Below are 19,261 nucleotides of genomic sequence, written 5' to 3'. Positions count from 1 at the left end.
GTAGACGCTGATTCTCGATAGCGAATAGGAATATGTGTGTGGATTTCACGACATTGTCACAGTCAGTTTCTGACTGTTCAGACAGTGGATTGCATTGATGCGCCTACGCTTCCTACCGCTTTCCAGCTATTTTCCGAATGGCTACGCTAGAGCCTCAGGGAACGGCCAGGCTTTGCGCGAACAAAAGGCCGGCCGCAGACAGGGAAAGGGGAGAGCGGGGAATACGTTACGGGATGTTGCTGTGGTTCACGCTGGTGTTCTGGCCACTGGCGGGTTTTGGTGATCCGGCGGGCAGCGACATTGCGGTGTCGGCTCCTGACGCGGCGCCGGCCGAGCTGCGTATCGAGAACCGCACGGTCATGACCTTCCGCGGCAACCTGCTGGGCGAAACCCCGGAGCTGCGCGCACGCCGCGCAAGGGCTGCCATCGGAGACGCCTTGCAGGGCGGTGGAGAGCTTGCGGTCAGCATCGACCCGATCCAGAGCAGCTACATCGTGCTGCTGGGCTACAGTCGCGCCTTCATCGTCACGCCACAGGATGTCGACCCACCGGGCACCTCGGTACGGGTCGCGGCGGAGCAGGCAGCCGACAACCTGCGCCGCGTGGTGAGCGAGAGCGGCGAGGCGCGCAACCTGCGCTTCCTGCTCATGGCGCTGGGCTACTCGGCGCTGGCCACGGTGGTCTATTTCCTCCTGCTGCGCGGCGTAAGCCTGGGGCGGCGCCGGCTGTTCGAGCGCCTGCCGCGCCTGATGAGCCAGCACCGGCAGTGGTTCAAGCTCGGGCACACGACGCTGTTCGATGTGCAGTACATCTATTACCTGTTCGGCAGGTTGGTCTGGCTGATCTACTGGGTGGTGGTGTTCCTGTTCAGCTACCAGTGGCTGAGCTTCGTGCTGTCGCAATTCCCCTACACCCGTCCGTGGGGCGAGAGCCTCAACGTGCACCTGATCGACCTGGTGCGCTACCTGCTCAACGGCATACTCGGCGCCATGCCGGGGTTGGCGGTGGCGCTGTGCATCGTGCTGATCGCGCGGGCGATCAGCGGCTTCTCCCGGCGCCTGCTGCAACGCCTGGCGCGCCCCGGCACCCTGGGCTGGCTGACCGATGAAACGCTGCAGCCGACCACTCGGCTGACTTCCCTGGCGATCTGGCTGTTCGCCCTGGTGATGGCCTATCCCTACCTGCCCGGCTCGGGCACCGATGCCTTCAAGGGGCTCTCGGTGCTGATCGGCCTGATGATCTCTCTCGGCGCTTCCAGCGTGGTTGGCCAGGCCGCCGCCGGGCTGATCCTCACCTATTCGCGGACCCTGCGCGCCGGTGAGTTCGTCCGCATTGGCGAGCATGAGGGCACGGTGACCGAAGTCGGCATGTTCAACACCACTATCCGCACCGGCCTGGGCGAGGTACTGACCCTGCCCAACTCGATGATCACGGGCTCCGTGACCAAGAACTACTCGCGCATCGTCCAGGGCCAGGGCTACGTGGTGGATACCGTGGTGACCATCGGCTACGACACCCCGTGGCGCCAGGTGGAGGCCATGCTGGTCGAGGCGGCGCGGCGCACCGAGGGCATTCTCGACAAGCCCGCGCCTGGTGTTTTCCAGACCGCGCTGTCGGACTTCTATCCCGAGTACCGCCTGGTGGCCCAGGCCATTCCCAGTGAGCCGCGGCCCCGCGCCGAGCTGCTGAGCGTGCTGCATGCCAATATCCAGGACGTGTTCAACGAGTACGGCGTGCAGATCATGTCGCCGCACTACCTGGGCGATCCGAACCATCCCAAGTGGGTGCCGAGGGATCAGTGGTACAGCGCGCCGGCCCGTCCACCGGCCGGTGAGGATGTCGCGAAATGAATAGCGCCTCGCCGGCCTCGTGCAGGCTGCGCGGCCGCTCGTCGCCAGTCGGGCCAACTGTGGGGAGGCGGTCTACCGTAGCACCCAGGCGGTGATGGGAAAGGGCCGACTGACGCTGAACGATGCTCTCTTCGGAGAGCATCGTCGTTTCTGTGGATGGCGCCTGTCCTCACGCCTCGTCTCGTGCCCCGGGGCATCAGGGGCCTGGTTCTTCTTCAGCGGGAGATTTTCATGAACCTGCATCTGACAGACAAGCTCGCCCTGGTCAGCGGCTCGACCAAGGGCATCGGATTCGCCATCGCCCAGGGCCTGGCCCGGGAAGGCGCGCGGGTGATCCTCAACGGCCGTAGCCAGGCGTCGGTGGAGGAGGCGCTGGGCCGGCTGCGCGCGCAACAGGCCGACGCGAAGGTCGAAGGCTTCGCCGGCGACCTTTCCGATCCCCAGCAGATCGCGGCGCTGGTCCGGCGCTACCCGGCGGTGGACGTGCTGGTGAACAACCTCGGCATCTTCGACCCGAAGTCGTTCGAGGAGATCCCGGATGAGGACTGGGTGCGTTTCCTCGACGTCAACCTGCTCTCCGGCGTTCGCCTGTCCCGCGCCTATCTGCCGGGCATGAAGCAGAAGAACTGGGGGCGGGTGGTGTTCATCAGCAGTGAGAGCGCCATCCAGATTCCGTTGGAGATGATTCATTACGGCGTGACCAAGACCCCCCAGCTCGGGCTCTCCCGTGGGCTGGCGGAAAGCTGCGCCGGTACCGGCGTGACGGTGAACGCGGTGCTGCCGGGGCCGACAGCCTCCGAGGGCGTGGGGGAGTTCGTCGGCAAGCTCTCCGGTGGCCAGCCGTTCGAGGAGTTCGAGGCGGAGTTCTTCCGCACCGCGCGGCCGGGTTCGCTCCTGCAGCGCTTCGCCCGCCCGGAGGAGATTGCCAACCTGGTGGTCTATGTCTGCTCGGAAGCCTCGTCCGCCACCAATGGCGCGGCGCTGCGGGTGGACGGCGGGCTGGTGCGTTCGGCGTTCTGATTCAGTCGACGCTGCGGCTCTCGAAGGCCAGACCCAGCGCCAGGTCGCTCCAGCCGAGTTGACCAAGCCACTGCTGGGCCTTGGGGCCGGACAGGTGCGCCTCCAGCTCGGCCTGGCTGCTCCAGTGGGTTTGCAGTTGCCAGTGGTCGGCATCCAGCGCCTGCAGCTCGCCGGACTGGCAGCCGGGTTGCTGGCGCACCTGCTCCAGCAGCTGGCCCAGATGAATACCCAGCGCGCCGGCCCGACCGGAAAACGCCTGCACGCGGAGGATGGCAATGGCGGACGGGGACATGGCGGGGCTCCTTTCGGCGGACGGGATGGGAGGCCATTGGGCGCGGGCAGCGGGTCGCCGGTAAAGGCCGGAACCGGCTTTCAAAGTTGATGCTGGAAGGTTAAGTGCGCCGCGCCTGGGCTTGAACCGCCAATTCCCGGGAAAAACACCGGGCCAATCCCTTGGCATCGCGCAGAAGTCCGCTTGTACGAAAGCAGGGCAAGCGCCGGGACATGTCCGGAGTGCTGCTCCCGTAGGAGCGGATCTTATCCGCGAATCACGCAGGTAGCTCTGGCTATCGCGGACGGAGTCCGCTCCTACCTCGTTTTCTGGGTGATTCCCCTTCGGGCCAGCGCAAGCGCTGTTCGCGATGAAGCCGCGTCCCGCGTTCGCGGGTATGACGTGTGCAGCGGGCGATACATGACACCGTCACTCCCGCGAACGCGGGACAGCGCTTGCGCTGAACGCACTTCAGTGCGGCCCGAAGGGTGAGCGCAGCGAATCGCCCAAAAGCGGGCAGAACCTGGACGGGGCCCCGCGCGGCCAGCTCACCCCAACTGCTGCAGCAGGTCGCGCACCTTGTCCAGCGCCGGGTCGATGTCCAGGGTGTCGATGGCGCCGAAGCCGAGCACCAGCCCGTCACGCACCGGCTCCCGGTCGTAGAAGGGCGCCAGCCCATAGAGGCCGACCTCGACCTTGCGCGCCAGCTCCGTCAACAGCGGCACCTTGGTCGGCTGGCGGAACAGGGCGCTGAGGTGGAAGCCGGCCACCGAGGGCACCGCCTCCAGCCAGGGCGACAGGTCGCCGTCCAGCCGGGCGAGGATGCGCTCGCGGCGGCCGGCGTAGATGCCGTGGCAGCGGCGGATGTGCTTGAGCAGGTAGCCTTCGGCCATGAACTTGGCCAGGGCCCATTGCGGCAGGGTGGAGCTGTGCCAGTCGCACAGTTGGCGCGCACGGATCACCGCCGGGAACAGCGACGGCGGCAGGATCAGGTAGCCCAGGCGCAGCTCCGGGAGCAGCACCTTGGAGAAGGTGCCGATGTAGGCCACCACGCCGTGCCGGTCGAGACGCTGCAGGGCATCGGTGGGCCGGCCTTCGTAGCGGAACTCGCTGTCGTAGTCGTCCTCGATCACCAGCGCGCCCAGCTCGACGGCCCGCTCCAGCAGCGCCTCGCGTCGCGCCGGGCTCATCGGCATGCCCAGCGGGAACTGGTGCGAAGGCGTGCTGTAGATCATCCGCGTGCCATCGGGAATCCGCTCCACCTGCATGCCTTCGGCGTCCACCGGCACGCCCACCACCTCGGCGCCGAGCATGCGGAACAGCAGCCGCGCCGGGGGATAGCCGGGGTCTTCCATGGCGACCTTGTCGCCGGGGCGCAGCATCACCCGTGCGAGCAGGTCCAGGGCCTGTTGCGCGCCGTTGCAGACCATCACGTCGTCCAGCTGGCAATTCACCCCACGGGCATAGGCGATGTGCCGGGCGATGCCGTCGCGCAGCGGGGCGATGCCCTCGGGGCGGCTGTAGTGCCCGCGCGGGGTGTTCATCTGGCGCATGGCGTAGTTCACGCAGCGCCGCCATTCCTCCTGGGGAAACTGCAGCTGGGTGGTGGCGCCGCCGATGAAGTCGGCCTTGGCCGTACCTTCGGCGCCGGGATGGCTGAGGCGCGGGTTGAGGCTGGCCCAATGGTCGATGTTGGCCTGGCTGGCAAAGCGGAAACTGTCCTGGCGCCGGTCGCTGCGGGGCATCCGCGCGTTGACGAAGGTGCCGCTGCCGACCTTGCCGACCAGCACGCCCTCGTAGGTCAGCTGCGCATAGGTATCGGAAATGGTCTTGCGCGAGATGCCCAGTTGCTCCGCCAGCAGGCGACTGGGCGGCAAACGGGTGCCGGGGGCCAGGCGGCCGGTATCGATGGCTTCGCGCAGCTGGCGATAGAGTTGCCCGGCCAGGTCTTTCTGGCCGTGGATGATCAGGTGAAGCTCCAAAGCTGGCTCCGGCGGGCGTGGCAGAGCTGGAAGAGTAGCGCCGGGCGGATCGGCCGGTGAAGTTGCGTGATCACTTTTCCACGAATTGGCCACCGGCCAGACGCCCGGCGCCGCGCACAATAGGGCGGCCCCATAACCGAGAAGCCCGCCATGCAGCCACGCCTGGATTACTACACCGCATCGCCCGAGGCCCTGAAGGCGGTACTGGCCCTGGAGGCCGCGATCTTCGAGCTGTCCGTCGAGCGGCCGTTGCTGGAGCTGGTCCGCCTGCGCGTGTCGCAGGTGAACAACTGCGCCTTCTGCGCCGACATGCACGCGATGGAGGCCCGGCGCGCCGGGGAGACGGAGCGGCGCCTGTTCGCCGTCAGCGTCTGGCGCGAGTCGCCGTTCTTCACCGAGCGCGAGCGGGCGGCGCTGGACTGGTGCGAGGCGGTGACGCTGCTCTCGGAGTCGAAGGTGCCCGACGCGGTGTTCGAGCATGCGCGGGAGCAGTTCAGCGAGCGCGAGCTGGTGGACCTCACGGTGGCCATCGGCGCGATCAACGTGTGGAATCGTCTGGGCGTGTCCTTCCGCCAACTGCCGCCGGTTTGAGGAATTTCTCAGACGGCTCCGACGTTCCCGGCATGCATAGGAGCGGACTTTGTCCGCGATGTCCCCGCCACAGGGACTGACTTCGGTAGGTCCGTAGGATGGCGTGGAGCGAAGCGATACCCATCATGGCGGATAACGCTGGCGCGCTATGCGCCCTACAAGGGCTGCGTCACGGCGGGTCGTCGCATCGGCAGGCAGCACAGCGCGCCGATCAGCAAGGCCCCGGCGGCAGCGCCCAGGGCCGGGATGAAGCTGCCGGTCAGCCCGCGCAGGGCGCTGGCCACCAGCGGCCCGACGATTTGCCCAACGCCGTACAGTGCGGTCATCGCCGCCAGCATGTTGAAGCGCACCTGGCTGGCCGCCGCGCGCGCCGCCGGCATGGCGATGGTCACGGTACCCATGAAGCTGCCGCCCACCAGCACCGCGCTGCCCAGGTAGAGGTAGGCCGATTCGCCCAGTGCCGGCAGCAATACGCCCAGGGTCTGCACCAGCAGGTTCAGCGCCAGCGCGCGGCGGCTGCCCAGCTTCAGGTGCAAGCGGTGCCAGAGGAAGCACGAAGGCGCCGCGCCGAGACCAAAGACCGCCCACACCTGCAACGGATCGATTGCACCCAGACCGCTCTTCATCAGCAGCGGCAGGTAGGTGGCGGTGATGATGTAGCCGAACCCCGCGAGACCGTAGACCAGCAGGATGATCGGCGCGGAGAACTGCGGCGCTTGGCCTGAAACAGACGCGGCTTGCTGCGTGGTGGATGGCCCAGGTCGCCGGAGCGCCGGCGCGGCTAGCAGCGACAGCACCAGGCCAGCCAGTGCCAGCACGCACCAGATCGCCGCGCTGCCCAGCCCGAGGGCGTTGCCGGCGACGATCAGCTCCGCCGAGACGAGGATGCCGATGCCGACCCCGGCGAACATCATCGGTGCGCCGTGGCTCTCGCCCATGCTTTGCAGCAGCCACTGCGCCGCGCCCACCAGCGCCATGGCGCTGAGCACGCCGGCCAGCAGACGCACTCCGATGGCGAACCCGGTTGGCGCCGGAATGGCCATGGCGGCCAGGGCGATCAGCGTACCGGTCAGGGCCAGTACGCAGATTCGCGCGGCATGGCGTTCATGGCTACGCGCCAGGAGCAGGGCGCCGAGCAGGTAGCCGGCGTAGTTGGCCGAGGCGGCCAGGGAGCCGCCAGTGACGCTGAGCAGACCGTCGTGCACCATCAGCGGATAGAGGCCAGTGAAGGCGAAGCGGCCGAAGCCCATGCCCACCGCGAGGATCAGTGCTGCCGACCATGCGGCGGGCAGGCGCCGCGAGGTGTTCACGGGCGGGCCTCCAGGGTTTCCCGCCAGCGCCGGAAGGCGCCGGTGGCATAGCCGTCGCGCCAGATCAGCAGGGTGTCTACGTCCATTATCGGGACGACCTGCAGGTCCGGCATGTCCCGTTGCAATTCCAGCACCGAACGGGGCAGCACGCCGATGCAGGAGCCGGCGTTCACGCAGGCGAGAATGCCGTGATAGGAGCCCACTTCCTGCACCGCCAGCGGCGCGACTTGCAGCCAGCGCTCGGCCAGCAAGCGGTAGGTGCAGCCACGGGCGAAGCCGGCGAGGGTGCGGATCTGCACGTCCTCCGGCTGCTTCACTGGCGGATGGTTGCCCGGCAGCACCAGTAGAAGTTCCTCGCGGAATACCGGCTCAGCGCGCAGGCCGCGCTCCAGCGCCGTTTCGAAGCCGGGCTCTGCACGCAGGATGTCGGGGTGGGCGATCAGCGCGCAGTCGAGCTGGCGGTTCAGCACCTCGTCCAGCAGCTTCTGGCTGTGGCCGGTGCCGACCCGCAGTTCCACCTCCGGACAGTCGCGGTGGAAGCGTGCCAGGGGCTCCGGCAGGCGGCTGGCGGCAGTGGCTTCCATGCTGCCCAGGCGCAGGGTGCCGCTGGCGCTGTCCGGGTGCAACGACTGGCGCGCCTCGGCGGCCAGGGCCAGCAATTGCTCGGCGTAGACCAGGAACTCGCGGCCCTGGTCGGTCAGCGTCATGCGCTTGCCGTCGCGCAGGAACAGCGCGGCGCCAAGGTCATCCTCAAGCTGGCGGATGCGCGTGGTGACGTTGGACTGCACCCGTTGCAGGCGGGCGGCGGCGCGGGTGACGCTCTGCTCCTCGGCCACGCAGCGGAAGATTTCCAGGCTGGAGAGATCCATGATTAATCTTCATTAGAGAACATATTGCGGTAAATATTCTCTTCATGAGATGGTAAGTCAAGCGGCGATACTGCCGGAGCGACGACGAGGACCCCATCATGCGCATCACCGAACTGCTCGGCATCCAGCACCCTATCATCCAGGCGCCCATGGTCGGTGTGTCCACGCCAGCGCTGGCCGCGGCGGTGTCCAATGCCGGTGGTCTCGGCTCCATCGGTCTTGGCGCGAGCAATGCCACGCAGGCCCGCGCATTGCTGGAGCAGACCCGCGCCCTCACCGACAAGCCGCTGAACCTCAACCTGTTCTGCCATCGCCCGGCGCAGGCAGATGCCGGGCGCGAAGCGGCCTGGCTGGAGCACCTGCGGCCGCTATTCGCCGAGTTCGATGCGCAGCCTCCCGCGCAGATCACCGAGATCTACCGCAGCTTCCTGGCCGACCCGGAGATGCTGGAGTTCCTGCTGGACGCGTGCCCGGCCGTGGCCAGCTTCCACTTCGGCCTGCCGCCGCAGAACTGGATCGACCGCCTGAAAGCTGCCGGCATCCGCCTGCTGGCTACCGCCACCTGCCTTTCGGAAGGCCGCGCCATCGAGGCGGCGGGCATCGACGCCATCGTCGCGCAAGGTTATGAGGCCGGCGGTCACCGTGGCGTATTCGAGCCGGGGAAAGACGCGCGCATCGGCACCTTCGCGCTGGTCCGCACACTGGTGAAAGGCACCGGCCTGCCGGTGATTGCCGCTGGTGGAATCATGGATGGGCAGGGTATGCGCGCGGTGTTCGAGCTGGGCGCGCAGGCCGTGCAGATGGGCACGGCTTTCATCTCCGCCAGCGAGTCCTCGGCCAGCGCCGCGTTCAAGGCGGCGCTGCGTGGCGAGCGTGGGGAGCGCACCGAAGTGACGGCGGCGATTTCTGGCCGCGCTGCGCGGGGCATGGTGAACCGGCTGTTCACCGACGTGGGCAGCGCGGATGCGCCGGCGCTGCCGGACTACCCGTTCACCTACGACGCAGCCAAGGCGCTGACGGCAGCAGCGACCGCCAAGGGCAACACCGACTTCGCCGTGCAGTGGGCCGGGCAGGGCGCGCCGCTGTCGCGGGAGATGCCGGCGGCGGAATTAGTAGCAACCCTGATGACCGAGTTCCGGGCGTAGGACCGAGGGGGACACCTGGTCCTTGCTCGCGATCTGCTGCCGCACCTGTAGCAGCGCCCCATGGGCGTGATCGCGGGCATGGCCCGCTCCTACAGGAGTCGCGCACCAGGACTCGAGTTGCCGCAATTCGTAGGATGGGTGGAGCGAAGCGATACCCATGCTGTCGGTGCACGATGTTGATGGGTTTCGCTTCGCTCTACGCCATCCTACAAGGGCACAAAAGACTGTTGCTCCTACAGGGCCTGAATCCCCGACATCGGGCCGAACCAATTGACGGAGGGTGCTCCTGAATCAGCGGGCGCTGATGGCGGCGGCGGGTTTCTCCCGTGGCCGCCAGAGTTCGGCCAGCAGCACGCCGGCCAGGGTCAGCGCACCGCCGACCAGGTGGTAGCTGGTCAGGCGCTCGCCCAGCACTACGGCGGCGATGGCGGCGGTCAGCACCGGCAGCAGGTTGAAGAACAGCGACATGCGGCTCGGGCCCATGCGCGCCACGCCCTGCATCCAGGCCAGCGCGCCGACGATGGAGGCGAACAGCGCGGCGTAGAGCACCAGCGGCAGGTTGGATGCGGTCAGCCCCGTGTGCGGCGAGACCAGGTACAGCGGTAGTAGCGCCAGAATCGCCACCAGCACCTGCAGGTAGAGCATCACCAGCGGCGGCAGTCGCAGGTTCCACTTCTTCAGCAGCACGCCATACACGCCGTAGGCGAGGGTGGCGAAGATCATCATGCCGTCGCCCAGGTTCACGCCGTGGCTGAGCAACTGCTGCGGGTTGCCCTGGGTGATCACCAGCAGTACGCCGCTCAGCGAGACCAGCGCGCCGAGCAGCGCCGCGAAACTCATGCGGTTACCGAGCAGGATCGAGGCCAGCGCAAGGGACATCAGCGGCATCAGCGAGAGGATGATGCCCATGTTGGTGGCCGAGGTCAGCGCGGCGGCGTAGTAGGCCAGGCACTGGTAGACGGCCATGCCGAGCAGGCCGAGGGTGACGATCTTGCCCAGGTTGGCGCGGATCGTCGGCCAGTGGGCGAGGGTGGCGCGGAGCATGAAGGGGGTCAGCAGCAGGCCGGCCAGCAGCCAGCGGAAGAAGCCGATCTCCGCCGGGGCGATCTGCCCCACGGCGAGTTTGTTGACGACGGTATTGCCGGACCAGATGACCACGGCCAGCAGGGGGAACAGGTAATTCATGGTGGAACGCTTCCGGGGATAACGGTGCGTATTGTCCGTCCGTCCGAATCGAGACGTATAATGAAATCCGGACAATCCACCCCGGCATTCGGACATGACCCGCGCCACGGCACTTTTCCCGCCCACTTTCGAAGCGCTGCCTTCGGACATCTACTTCCGTTACGACGAGTTCGATGCCGGCACCCACTCGCCCAGCCATCGCCACGCCTGGGGCCAGCTCAACTACGCCTCCCACGGTGTGATGGAGCTGGAGGTGGATGGCCAGCGCTTCCTCTCGCCGCCGCAGTACGCCGTGTGGGTGCCGCCGGGGCGGGAGCACAGCTGCTACAACCGCCAGGCCATCGTCTATCGCTCGCTTTATGTGTCCGCCGAGCTGTCGCGCAAGCTGCCGGTTTCACCCTGCACCCTGGCGATCAGCGACATTCTCAAGGCCATCCTTTCCGATTTCGCCGAGCGCCAGGTGAACGTCCCGCAGAGCGATGCGGACCGCCGACTGGCCGACGTGGTGATCGATCAGCTGCAAGCGGCGCAGCCCCACGACGACTATCTGCCGTACGCCAATGGCGGCGCATTGGGTGAAGTGCTGGCCGCGCTGCAGGCCGCGCCCGGCGACAACCACACCCTGGCCCAGTGGGCCGAGCGCGTACACAGCACCGAGCGCACCCTGGCGCGGGCCTGTCGGCGGGAATTGGGGATGTCGTTCGGGGAATGGCGACAGCGCCTGCGGTTTCTCGCCGCCATCGAGGCGCTGACATCAGGAGAGGGGGTTCAGCAGATCGCCTTCAACCTGGGCTATAGCAGCCCGTCGGCGTTCATCGCGATGTTCCGCCGGCTCTCCGGCACCACGCCGGAGCAGTACCGCTCGACCTTCCGGGCGCTGGGGCAGGCGTGAGGGGCTTTTGATCTTGTAGGAGCGAGCTTGCTCGCGGACCTGCCTGACGCTGGCCTTGCCGGCGAGTCGCGGAGAAGCTTGTAGGAGCAACTGTCTTTTGGGCTATTCGCTGCGCTCACCCTTCGGGCCGCACTGAAGTGCGTTCAGCGCAAGCGCTGTCCCGAAGGGGAATCACCCAGAAACAACGTAGGAGAGGCCCGGCCCCCGATCTCTCCTGCAAACGCTGGGACTTGCGTTAAGGCTCGATCAGCCCAGGTCTTCTTCCAGCGCCAGCAGCTCTTCCACGCGCTGGCGGCGGCGGATCAGCTTGGCATCCGCGCCCTCCAGCAGCACCTCGGCAATCAGCGGGCGGCTGTTGTAGTTCGACGACATGGACGCGCCGTACGCTCCGGTGTCGTGGATCAGCAGCAGGTCGCCAACCTGGGCGCGAGGCAGCGCGCGGGGGGTGACCACGCCGCCATCGCCCTGGGTGAACACGTCGCCGGACTCGCACAGTGGGCCGGCCACCACGCTGTCGATCACCTCGCGGCTGTCCGCGTCACCGGCCAGCAGGCTGATGCCGTGGTAGCTGCCATACATCGACGGGCGCATCAGCTCGTTGAAGCCGGCGTCCACCAGCACGAAGTGGTTGCGGCCGGCGTCCTTGGTGGCCCGGACTTCGCTGAGCAGGCAACCGGCCTGGGCGACCAGGTAGCGGCCCGGTTCGATTTCCAGGTGCAGTTTGTGGCCGACCACGGCCTCGGCGGCCTTGCGAGCCTTGTCCCAGAGCTGGAAGTAGTGCGCGGTATCCACTTCCGGATCGCCGTCGCGGTAGGGGATGGACAGGCCGCCGCCAGCGGAAATCCCGGACAGGTCGTGGCCGGCGCCCTTCACCAGGCGCACCAGACCGAGCATGGCCTCGCCGACCTGGGCCAAGTGGCCGTAGTCGACGCCCGAACCGATGTGCATGTGCAGGCCCACCAGGCGCAGGCCGCGCTCGCGGATCACGTCCAGGGCGGCGCGCAGGTCGCTGTGCCAGATGCCGTGCTTGGAGTGCTCGCCGCCGGTGTTGGTCTTGTTGCTGTGGCCGTGGCCGAAACCGGGGTTGATGCGCAGCCAGACCGGGTGGCCGGGGGCGACCTCGCCCAACTGGCGGAGCATGTCGATGGAGCCGGCGTTCACCGGGATGCCGTGCTCGACCACGGTTTCCAGGGTGGCGCGGTCCAGCAGGTCGGCAGTGAAGACGATATCGGACTCATCCTCCCGGCACGAGTAGCCGGCGGCCAGGGCGCGCAGCAGCTCGCCCTGGGACACCGCGTCGACCTTCACCCCCTGTTCGCGCATCAGGCGCAGGATGTGCAGGTTCGAGCAGGCCTTCTGGGCGAAGCGGATGGTGTCGAAGCTCTTCAGGCGCTCGATCTGGCCGCGGATGGTGGCGGCGTCGTAGACCCACAGCGGGGTGCCGAATTGCAGGGCCAGCTGTTCGGCGCGGGGCAGGGCGAGGAAGGGCATGAATGAACTCCGAAGGTAGATGGCGCCAGTCTACCGGTCCTTTGCATGCCTGAATAATGCCGCTTGTTGGTTGGTCAATTCAATTTTGATATAGGGTGCAGCCCACGCCGGCTTCGCGCAGGCGCTGTACCAGCACGCCAGCTTCTGCCTGAAGCGCCGCCACGAAGCGCTCGCGCAGCGGTGTAGCGGGGCGGTACAGCGGTTTCGCCACGCTGACCAGGAACGGCAACGAGAATGCCAGTGGGCGCAGCTGGATGCCCTGGCCCTGGAACATCAGCGCGGTAATCGGGTTGACCACGGCCAGGCCCAGTCCGGCGCGGACCATGCTGCACACCGAGACGGCACTGTGGGTTTCCACCTGCATCTGCCGTTGCACGCCGGCACCGAGGAACACGGCGTCGATCAGGTGCCGGTAGCGGTCGCTGGTGGCCAGGCTGACGAAGGGCAGGCCGGCGAAGTCCGCCGCCTCCAGGCGCTCGCGGGCCAGCAGCGGATGGCCGTCCGGGAGGATGCACACCTCATCCACCGCCAGCAGCGGCTGCAACTCGGTGCCGCGCGGGGCGTCGTCGTTCTCGATCAGGCCGATGTCGTGGTGCTGGGCGCTGAGCGCCTCTTCCAGATGCGGCGATTCCAGCGCCGCCACTTCCAGGCTGATGGCGGGGTTTTCCCGGCTGAAGCGCCGGCAGGCTTCCGGCAACAGCGCCTGGGACAGCGCCGGCAGGCAGCCGATGGAGAACTTGCCCTCGGCGAACTGCCCGAGGCTGCCGGCGAAGGCGACGATGCGGTCCAACCCGGTGAAGGAGCGCTCCACCTCCTCGAACAGCATCAACGCCCGCGCCGTCGGCGCCAGCCGCCCGCGCTCGCGCACGAACAGGTCGAAGCCGATCAGCTGCTCCAGCCGCGCCAGTTCGCGGCTGACCGTGGGCTGGCTGGTGTGCAGGAAGGAGGCCGCGCGGGTGACGCTGCCGGTGGTCATGACCGCGCGGAAGACTTCGATGTGGCGGAGGGTAATCATGGGGTAGGCCAGAAGGGAGATAGCGGGAGGGTAAGGGGCGCGAGCGCCGTGGGCAAATTCCAATGCCTTGAGGGCCATTGCCTTCAGAGTGTCCTGACAAGATCGTCATCGCGCTATAGCATTGCGCCACCATTAATGGGTGGACGCAGGATGCGCAAATTTTCGGTTTGGTCGATAGGGATGGCGCTGGTGTTCGCCACGACGCTGGTGCTCGCTGCTAATACCCCCTGTTCCGGCAGCAAGGGCGGTATCGCCCGTTGCCAGGGCGATCTCTTCCTCTGTAATGACGGCTCCATCAGCGGTTCGAAGAAGAGCTGCCCGGCCTATACAGGACTGCGCGGTTCCAGCGCTCCTTCGCTGCAACGCTTTTCGTCCGATAGCGGTTCTTGCTCTTGCAGCAGCGGTACCTTCTGTACGGGGCCGCGCGGCGGCGTCTACTGCCTGACGCCTAGTGGGAACAAGAGTTATCGGCGTAAATAGCCATGTAGGGCGCATAACGCCTAAGGCTTTATGCGCCGTTTTCGGGTTAGGTGTTTTTGCGCCGCTTCAGCGTGTGCTGGGACTTTTTGTTTCGCCCCCTCGGGCGAGTTACTTTCTCAAACGGCGGATGGCCGCCCCCCAGAAAGTAACCAAAGGTTTTGCCCCTGCATCCGGTTTTTCGCTTAGGCGAAAAATACCGTCGCTCCATCGAAGTTTCAGGGGCACGCGTCGACGGGCCATCCATGGCCCAACGACGCTCTCGCGGCATCCTTGCCGCTCAACCCCTGAAACTCCGATTCCACTCGGTCTCCTGAAGGGGCGCTCCGGCGTGTGCGGATGTCTCGCTGGAAACCGCTTTTCGTAGGAGCGAGCTTGCTCGCGAACTTGGGGGATCGCGGACTCCGTCAGCGCACGCCGAAACGCGACAGCAGGCGCTGCAGCAGGCGAGGGGGCGCCTAGCCCTTCTCCGCGATTCGCCAGCATGGTCGGCGTCAGCCATGTAGGGGGGATAACTCGTTCCGGGTTATGCGCTCTACGTTGCTCTTTGTAGGATGGGTGGAGCGCAGCGATACTCATGCCGATGGCGCATGGAGCTGATGGGTATCGCTTCGCTCCACGCCATCCTATGAACCTGCGCTTCTGCGAGATTCGATACGTGTAACTGGGCTCAGTGAAAATCCCGACTCCGCACATCCAGCCCCTCCAGCAGCTCACTCAAGTCCGTCAGCCTCCCGGCGATCACATGGCGCACGCCGTCCTTGGCTTCCAGGGTGCCGTCCACCTGCATCAGGCGGGCGCTGAGGAAGGGGCGGCGCTGCTGTTCGGCGAGGTCGCGCCAGACGATCACGTTGATCATGCCGAACTCGTCTTCCAGGGTGACGAAGGTGACGCCGCTGGCCGTGCCGGGGCGCTGGCGGCCGACGACCAGGCCGGCGACGCGCACCGGGCGGTCGGCTTCCAGGCTGGTCAGCTCCCGTGAGCTGCGGCAACGGCGGGCCTTGAGGGCGCCGCGCAGCAGGGTCATGGGGTGCGGGCCGAGGGTGGTACCGAGGGTCGCGTAGTCGGTCAGCAGGTCTTCACCACGGCTGGGCAGCGGCAGGCTGACCGGCGCTTCCTCGGTGACCTGGCCGGCGAACAGCGGCAATTGCGGCTCGACCCCGGCAATCGCCCAGCGCGCCTTGTGCCGATGGCCGGCGAGGCCGCGCAGGGCGCCGGCGTCGGCCAGCTGTTCACGTGCGCGGCCGTCCAGATGGGCGCGCAGGCAGAGGTCGGCGACGTCGTCGAAGGGCCGCTGCTCGCGCGCCTGGGTCATGGCGTTGGCCACGTCCTCGCGCAGCCCGCGCACCATGCGCAGGCCGAGGCGGATCGCCGGCTGGCGTTCGGGAATGGGTTCCAGGGTGCAGTCCCAGAGGCTGTGGCGCACGTCCACCGGACGGATCTCCAGGCCGTGGCGGCGGGCGTCCTGCAGCAGCTGGTCGGGGCTGTAGAAACCCATGGGCCAGCTGTTGATCAGCGCGCAGGTGAAGGCTGCCGGTTCGTGGCATTTCAGCCAGCAACTGGCGTAGGTGAGCAGGGCGAAGCTGGCGGCGTGGGACTCGGGGAAGCCGTAGCTGCCGAAGCCCTTGATCTGCTCGAAGATGCGCGCGATGTATTCCTGCGGGTAGCCCTTGGCGGTCATGCGCTCGAACAGCTTCTTGCGGTGCGGTTCCAGCCCGCCGTGGCGCTTCCAGGCGGCCATGGAGCGGCGCAGGTGATCGGCCTCGCCGGGGGTGTACTCGGCGGCGATGATCGCCAGCTGCATCACCTGCTCCTGGAACAGCGGCACGCCCAGGGTGCGCTCGAACACCGGCTTGAGTTCCTCGGAGGGGTAGTCGACCTTTTCTTCCTTGTTCCGCCGCCGCAGGTAGGGGTGGACCATGTCACCCTGGATCGGGCCGGGGCGGACGATGGCGACTTCGATCACCAGGTCGTAGAAGGTCTCGGGGCGCAGGCGCGGCAACATGGCCATCTGCGCGCGGGACTCGATCTGGAACACGCCAACGGTGTCGGCGCGGCTGATCATCGCGTAGGTCTGCGCGCACTCCTGCGGCAGCGTGGCGAGGGTCCAGTGCTGGCCGCGATAGTCGGCGATCAGGTTGAAGCAGCGGCGCAGGGCGCTGAGCATGCCGAGGGCGAGCACGTCGACCTTGAGCAGGCCGACGGCGTCGAGGTCGTCCTTGTCCCACTGGATCAGGGTGCGCTCGGGCATCGCCGCGTTCTCCACCGGCACCAGGGTTTCCAGCGGCTGCTGGGAAATGACGAATCCACCGGGGTGCTGTGACAGGTGCCGGGGGAAGCCGACCAATTGCCCGGTCAGGGCCAGCACGCGGCGCAGGATCGGGCTTTCCGGGTCGAAGCCGGCCTCCAGCAGGCGCTCGGGCGGCGGCGCTTCGCGGCTCCAGGCGCCGCAGCAGTCGGCCAGCGCGCCGACCTGGTCCGGCGGCAGCCCCAGCGCCTTGGCCACGTCGCGCACCGCGCCGGCGCCCCGGTAGGTGCTGGCCACGGCGGTGAGCGCGGCGCGGCTGCGGCCGTAGCGCTGGAACACGTACTGGATGACTTCCTCGCGGCGGTCGTGTTCGAAGTCGACGTCGATGTCCGGCGGCTCGTTGCGCTCGCGGGAGATGAAGCGTTCGAACAGCAGTTTCGCCTTGGATGGGTCTAGTTCTGTGATCCCAAGGGAGAAGCAGACCACCGAGTTGGCCGCTGAACCGCGCCCTTGGCAGAGGATGCTCTGGCGGCGGGCGAAGGCGACGATGTCGTGGACGGTGAGGAAGTAACTGTCGTATCCCAGCTCGGCGATCAGCTCCAGCTCGTATTCCACCTGTTTGCGCGCTGTATCGGTCTCGCCCTCCGGCCAGCGGCGCTTGATGCCTTCCTCAGTCTTCTCGCGCAGCCAGGTGGTCGGCGTATGGCCTTCGGGCACCAGCTCGCGTGGGTACTGGTACTTCAGATTGCTCAGATCGAAGGTGCAGCGCTCGGCAATCTTCAGCGTTTCCGCCAGCAGCTCGGCCGGGTAGGTCGACGCCAGCGCCTCCCACGGCCGCAGATGGCGCTCGCCGTTGGGGTAGAGGTGCTGGCCGGCCTCGTGCACCGGCAGGTGCTGGCGGATGGCGGTCATGCAGTCCTGCAGGGCGCGGCGGCCACGGGCGTGCATGTGCACGTCGCCGCAGGCCACGGCGGGGATGGACAGACGTGCGGCCTGTTCCTGCAGGCGGCGCAGCTTGCCGGTGTCGTCCGGGCCCTTGTGCAGTTCGACGCCGAGCCACAGGCGCTCGGGGAACAGGCCGCGCAGCCAGAGGCCGTCGTCGTCCTGCTCGTTTCGTGGCAGCCAGATCGCCAGCAGGTGGTTGAGGTTACCGTCGAAGTCCGCGCGCACCAGGCGATAGCTGCCTTTCTCGGCGCGGCGGCGGGCGTGGGTGAGCAGGCGGCAGAGGTTCTCATAGCCGGCCAGGTTCTCTGCCAGCAGTACCAGCTTCGGGCCTTGCTCGAGGCTCAGCTCGCTGCCGGTGATCAGCGGGATTTCCTTCTCCTTCGAGGCCTGCCAGGCGCGGACGATGCCGGCCAGGCTGCATTCGTCGGTGATCGCAAGCGCCCGGTAGCCGAGCTTCTTCGCCCGCTCGAACAGCTCGGCGGCGCTGGAGGCGCCGCGCTGGAAGCTGAAGTTGGACAGGCAGTGCAACTCCGCGTAGCCGATGCCTTCGACTGGCGCGCTCATGCGAACCAGCCGTGCAGCAGCAGGGGCCCGTCGTCGCCCACCGGGCGGAATACCCAGGCGCGCTGGCCGCTGCGGGTGCGCACCTGGTAGTAGTCGCGGCGGATGTCCTCGCTGTCCCACCAGCCGGATTCGATGCGCTCGGGGCCCGCCAGCAGGGTCGGGGCGAACTCGCGCAGCGGCTGGGGTTCGGCCAGCAGCCAGCCGGGACGCGGAGCTTCGGTGATGGGCTGCAGCGGCGTGGAGCTGTCTTGCCAGGCGCGCTCGGGGCGATGGTCGGCGCGGCTACCCAGACTGTGCACGGCGTCGTCACCCAGTCGCGCGCGCAGGCGTTCTCGCAGCTGCTCCCAAGGCAGCGACTGTTGCGGGCGGTCGTCGAACAGCTCGCGGTGCTGCGGCACGAAGGGTGGTAGATCGTCGGCCAGCAGACGCACGCTGTGCACCGGGGCGCGCAGTTGCAGTTGCTCCAGGCGGCCACGGGTCAGCTCGAAGAGCATCGCCGCCTCGCGCTCGGCGCTGAGCAGGCCGACCGGCATTTGCGTGTCGCTGCCTTCGTGGTGCTCCAGATGCAGGACGAAACGCTGCACGCCGCTGTCGCGCCCGGCGAGGAAGGCGGCAAGGTCGGCGGTCAGGCGGCGCAGCGGGAACAGCAGCGCCTGGGTGGATTCCACGTCGAAGTTCAGCTCGATACGCGACTCGAAGCGGTCCGGTGGCCGATAAAACTCCAGGGCCAGCGGGCGCTGGCCGAGCAGGGTGTCGACCTGCCGCAGCACCTGCGGCGGGAAGCGCCGGGCCAGGCTTTCGCGCGGCAGGGCGAGCAGTTGCTGCAGGCTGCGCAGGCCCATGCGGCCCAGCGAGGTGGCGGCGTCACGCTCCAGGCCCAGGCGCTCCAGCGGCATCCTGCCCAGGTACTGGCGCAACTGGTCGTTGTCGTGGATCGCCAGGCCGTCGTGGCCGTTGGCGAGGATGCGCGCGGCGGCCGGATTGGGCGCGGCGGTGATGCGATGGCGGAAGCCCAGCCCGTTCAGCTCCTCGCGCAGACGCGCCTCGAAGCGCGGCCAGGGGCCGAACAATTGCAGGCTGGACTGCACCTCCAGCAGCAGCGCGCGCGGGTAGTGCTGGCTGACCTGCGAGCTGAAGCCGTAGGCCCAGGCGGCCAGCAGGTTCTGCCAGCGCTGCACTTCGCGCAGGTCGTACTCGGCGGTGGCGAAGTCGCGGCTCAAGGCCTGGGCGGCGGTGAGCGACTGGCCGGGCTTGAGGCCCAGTGCCCGCGCGGCCGGGTTCACCGCTTGCAACACGCGGCGCTGGGGCGGCCCGGCGAGCAGCGCCAGGGCGGCGTCCGGCTCGGGACGGCCGCGCAGCACGCCGTCCATTGCCAGCTGTGGCAGGAGAATGCAGGCCCAGAGCAT

General features: G+C 67.6%; 15 protein-coding genes. 6 read left to right on the top strand and 9 right to left on the bottom strand.

Annotated features, from left to right (window positions below):
• Positions 1–233 precede the first annotated feature (233 nt).
• Positions 234–1,850 (top strand): mechanosensitive ion channel family protein, encoded by a 1,617-nt coding sequence (locus GA645_RS15090; RefSeq protein WP_152223826.1) that lies wholly within the window; start codon positions 234–236, stop codon positions 1,848–1,850.
• 231 nt (positions 1,851–2,081) lie between these two features.
• Positions 2,082–2,870: an SDR family NAD(P)-dependent oxidoreductase gene (locus GA645_RS15085; RefSeq protein WP_152223825.1), complete on the top strand. Its 789-nt coding sequence runs from the start codon at positions 2,082–2,084 to the stop codon at positions 2,868–2,870.
• Between the two features lies 1 nt (position 2,871).
• Here GA645_RS15085 and GA645_RS15080 read toward each other — a convergent pair whose 3' ends face one another.
• Together GA645_RS15080 and GA645_RS15075 are read right to left on the bottom strand one after the other, a co-directional pair.
• The gene (locus GA645_RS15080) at positions 2,872–3,162 is read right to left on the bottom strand and encodes a putative quinol monooxygenase (RefSeq protein ID WP_152223824.1); all 291 of its coding nucleotides are present in this window, start codon (positions 3,160–3,162) and stop codon (positions 2,872–2,874) included.
• Between the two features lie 527 nt (positions 3,163–3,689).
• On the bottom strand, positions 3,690–5,123 hold the full coding sequence (locus tag GA645_RS15075) for a PLP-dependent aminotransferase family protein (RefSeq protein WP_152223823.1): 1,434 nt from the start codon (positions 5,121–5,123) through the stop codon (positions 3,690–3,692).
• 150 nt (positions 5,124–5,273) lie between these two features.
• Here GA645_RS15075 and GA645_RS15070 point away from each other — a divergent pair, with 150 nt between their 5' ends.
• Positions 5,274–5,714, top strand: a complete 441-nt coding sequence (locus tag GA645_RS15070) for a carboxymuconolactone decarboxylase family protein (protein WP_152223822.1) — start codon at positions 5,274–5,276, stop codon at positions 5,712–5,714.
• 155 nt (positions 5,715–5,869) lie between these two features.
• Here the strand turns inward: GA645_RS15070 and GA645_RS15065 are convergent, their stop codons facing one another.
• Positions 5,870–7,024, bottom strand: a complete 1,155-nt coding sequence (locus tag GA645_RS15065; RefSeq protein ID WP_152223821.1) for a YbfB/YjiJ family MFS transporter — start codon at positions 7,022–7,024, stop codon at positions 5,870–5,872.
• Positions 7,021–7,893 (bottom strand): LysR substrate-binding domain-containing protein, encoded by an 873-nt coding sequence (locus tag GA645_RS15060; protein WP_152223820.1) that lies wholly within the window; start codon positions 7,891–7,893, stop codon positions 7,021–7,023. The genes GA645_RS15065 and GA645_RS15060 overlap by 4 nt, the downstream gene beginning before the upstream one ends.
• 98 nt (positions 7,894–7,991) lie before the next feature.
• Between GA645_RS15060 and GA645_RS15055 the strand changes: the two genes are divergently transcribed.
• A complete protein-coding gene (locus tag GA645_RS15055) occupies positions 7,992–9,038 on the top strand; it encodes a nitronate monooxygenase family protein (RefSeq protein ID WP_152223819.1) in 1,047 nt (348 codons plus the stop codon).
• 291 nt (positions 9,039–9,329) lie between these two features.
• On the opposite strand, the gene GA645_RS15050 is transcribed toward GA645_RS15055, so the two are convergent.
• On the bottom strand, positions 9,330–10,223 hold the full coding sequence (locus tag GA645_RS15050; protein ID WP_152223818.1) for a DMT family transporter: 894 nt from the start codon (positions 10,221–10,223) through the stop codon (positions 9,330–9,332).
• Between the two features lie 94 nt (positions 10,224–10,317).
• Here GA645_RS15050 and GA645_RS15045 point away from each other — a divergent pair, with 94 nt between their 5' ends.
• A complete protein-coding gene (locus tag GA645_RS15045) occupies positions 10,318–11,115 on the top strand; it encodes a helix-turn-helix domain-containing protein (RefSeq protein WP_152223817.1) in 798 nt (265 codons plus the stop codon).
• 246 nt (positions 11,116–11,361) lie between these two features.
• On the opposite strand, the gene lysA is transcribed toward GA645_RS15045, so the two are convergent.
• Both lysA and GA645_RS15035 read right to left on the bottom strand, forming a co-directional pair.
• Positions 11,362–12,606 (bottom strand): diaminopimelate decarboxylase, encoded by a 1,245-nt coding sequence (lysA, locus tag GA645_RS15040; protein WP_152223816.1) that lies wholly within the window; start codon positions 12,604–12,606, stop codon positions 11,362–11,364.
• A 79-nt stretch (positions 12,607–12,685) separates the two neighbouring features.
• Entirely contained in the window at positions 12,686–13,621 is a 936-nt protein-coding gene (locus tag GA645_RS15035) for a LysR family transcriptional regulator (protein ID WP_152223815.1), read from the bottom strand.
• Positions 13,622–13,801: 180 nt separating this feature from the next.
• On the opposite strand from GA645_RS15035, the gene GA645_RS29050 reads away from it, so the two are divergent.
• Positions 13,802–14,101, top strand: a complete 300-nt coding sequence (locus tag GA645_RS29050) for a hypothetical protein (RefSeq protein ID WP_152228121.1) — start codon at positions 13,802–13,804, stop codon at positions 14,099–14,101.
• Between the two features lie 667 nt (positions 14,102–14,768).
• Here the strand turns inward: GA645_RS29050 and GA645_RS15025 are convergent.
• Positions 14,769–17,855 (bottom strand): error-prone DNA polymerase, encoded by a 3,087-nt coding sequence (locus GA645_RS15025; protein WP_152223814.1) that lies wholly within the window; start codon positions 17,853–17,855, stop codon positions 14,769–14,771.
• The gene (locus GA645_RS15020) at positions 17,852–19,261 is read right to left on the bottom strand and encodes a DNA polymerase Y family protein (RefSeq protein WP_152223813.1); all 1,410 of its coding nucleotides are present in this window, start codon (positions 19,259–19,261) and stop codon (positions 17,852–17,854) included. The genes GA645_RS15025 and GA645_RS15020 overlap by 4 nt, the downstream gene beginning before the upstream one ends.

The organism is Pseudomonas sp. SCB32, from assembly GCF_009189165.1.
Lineage (GTDB): Bacteria > Pseudomonadota > Gammaproteobacteria > Pseudomonadales > Pseudomonadaceae > Pseudomonas.
This window is presented reverse-complemented; position numbering and strand designations above follow the sequence as displayed.